This window comes from Fibrobacter sp. (assembly GCF_045131395.1).
Lineage (GTDB): Bacteria > Fibrobacterota > Fibrobacteria > Fibrobacterales > Fibrobacteraceae > Fibrobacter.
The window spans coordinates 1-2,005 of sequence record NZ_JBGUQY010000026.1 but is presented as its reverse complement, the minus strand read 5'-3'; the positions used below and the strand labels follow the sequence as shown (position 1 = coordinate 2,005).

Annotated in this window: 1 protein-coding gene; it reads right to left on the bottom strand. The window is 63.8% G+C overall.

Annotated features, from left to right (window positions below):
• Positions 1-318 precede the first annotated feature (318 nt).
• Positions 319-1,722, bottom strand: coding sequence for a transposase (locus ACJMNB_RS08500; protein WP_405341387.1), 1,404 nt, complete (start codon positions 1,720-1,722; stop codon positions 319-321).
• Positions 1,723-2,005 lie beyond the last annotated feature (283 nt).

Here is a 2,005-nt window from a genome sequence, read left to right as displayed (position 1 = left end):
TGTGAATTGAAAAGTCAGATGCGCTATTGCAACGTCAGATGGACATGTGTAGCATCTGGTGTTGCAAACCGGGATTCCAAACGCCTCGATTTCATTGGGTTTCTTGCCCAATCCGCCGTGCGCAGACCAAATCCGTCCCGAGAAGGCCGTTTCTGGGCAAAGCTCCGCCGTGCGGACCCAGGCCCCTGCGTTTGATTTGCAACTTCAGGTGGACACCCTCCCATGAGGACCGTGTCACGGGTTCGCCGTCACGCCTGCAGCCCGCATGGCCCAGGCCGTCATCTCGCCGTCACGCCGCAGCCGCGGCAGGACGACACGCTACCAGCCGCGCTTCCTGCGCAGTTCCTCGACCGCCCTGCGCGCCGCCTCCTCCTCGTCGACGAGCTTCCTCGCCCTTGCTATGACCTGCTCCGCGATGTCCGGTATGAGCGCGGGCGTCAGGTTGACCTTCTCGGCCGGGACCTCGACGAGCCCAAGCTCCCGCGCCGACGCGACGAACTCCTCGCCGTAGCAGAATCGCATCATCTCGAACGCGCTCATCCCGCCGAGCTCCAGCCTGTGGTAGCTGTTCACGTGCGACAGCACGAGGTTCACGTCCTCCTGCGTCAGGTTGTCGAAGCTGACGCCCTTGACGAGGATCCTGCGCATCTCGTGGTGGTTGCGCTCGATGCAGCCTTTCTGCCCGGGCTTGCCCGCGTCGCAGTAGAACACCTTCGTCCCGAACGCCTCGATCGCCGTGGGGTCGCTGAACTCGGAGCCCCTGTCTCCGAGCAGGATGCCGAAGACCATCGGGAACTGCACGTCGAGGAACGCCGCGTGGACCGTCGCGACCGCGTCGTTCGCCGACCAGGCGTCCTTGTGGTCGCAGAGGACGCCGAACATCATCATCGTCTGAACGTTGAAGAACGTCGCGATGACCTTGCCGCCCCTGCGACCCTCTAGGGTGTCCATCTCCGAGACGCGCCCGATCGCGTCGGGATCGGACTCGAGAAGGCCCACAAAGTCCTCGAACAGCCGCCCCTTCAGGCAGTCGCGGTCCACCTTGTGCTCCTTCGCCTTCTTCTTGCGCGGCCTGATCATGCACGCGCGGGGCTGGTCGCCGCGCCTCGCGTTCGCGAAGCGCCCGTCGTTCAGGTAGTTGTAGAGCGTCCTCACGTCGCAGTTGAACAGGACGCGGTTCGCAAGGTAGACCGCGTAGAGCGACTGCCCCTTCGAGAGGCCCCCCTTGATCAGCGCGTCGTAGCGCCGCAGCTCGTCGCGCGTGACTATCGCGCCCGCGTGCGCGTCGCCCCAGGCCTCGCGCGCGAGCTTGTCCGCACGCTCGGCCGAGTAGTACGTGTGCATGCGCGCACAGCGGTCGACGTAGGCGCAGTTGTTGCACACGTAGGGCGCGGCGTGGTAGTGCTCGCGGCACCGCTCGGGGACGAACTCCGCGCAGTACCGGTTGCAGAGCCTGCACTGGCCGCACTTGCCGGAGCAGCCCCTGCCGCCCGCGCACACCCCGAAGACGCCGCACGTGTGGCGCTTCGCGCACCAGTTCTGCCCGCCGAACCGGCACGACCACTCGAGCTTGTCGTAGCGGTACGCCTTGATCTCGCGCACGACCGTCGAGCGCGACACTCCGGCCTCCCTGGCGATTTCCCTGATTTTCTTCCCCACGCGCAGCCCGTTTTCGATTATAATACGCTGCGAGAGGGAGAGATGCTTTCTTTCCTTCTTCATCTGATTTCCTATTCTGTTGATGGTTTGCGCCGCAAGCACAAACGGTCCTACTGTAGCAAGTGGCAGAATAGGAAATCTTTTCGTCTTCCGCAAGGGGGGAATTGCAGACGCCGGGGTCAAACCCTCCCCCGGACCCCCACCCTCGCGGCGACCCAAGCTAATACGGCCGGGCTCCCGTGAAGGGCCCGTCCGCCGCTTGGGCACCCCGCCGCGAAAGGACAGGCTACCTCATTTGAAATCCCAGATGGACACCCTAAATGTCCATCTGACTTTTCAATTCACA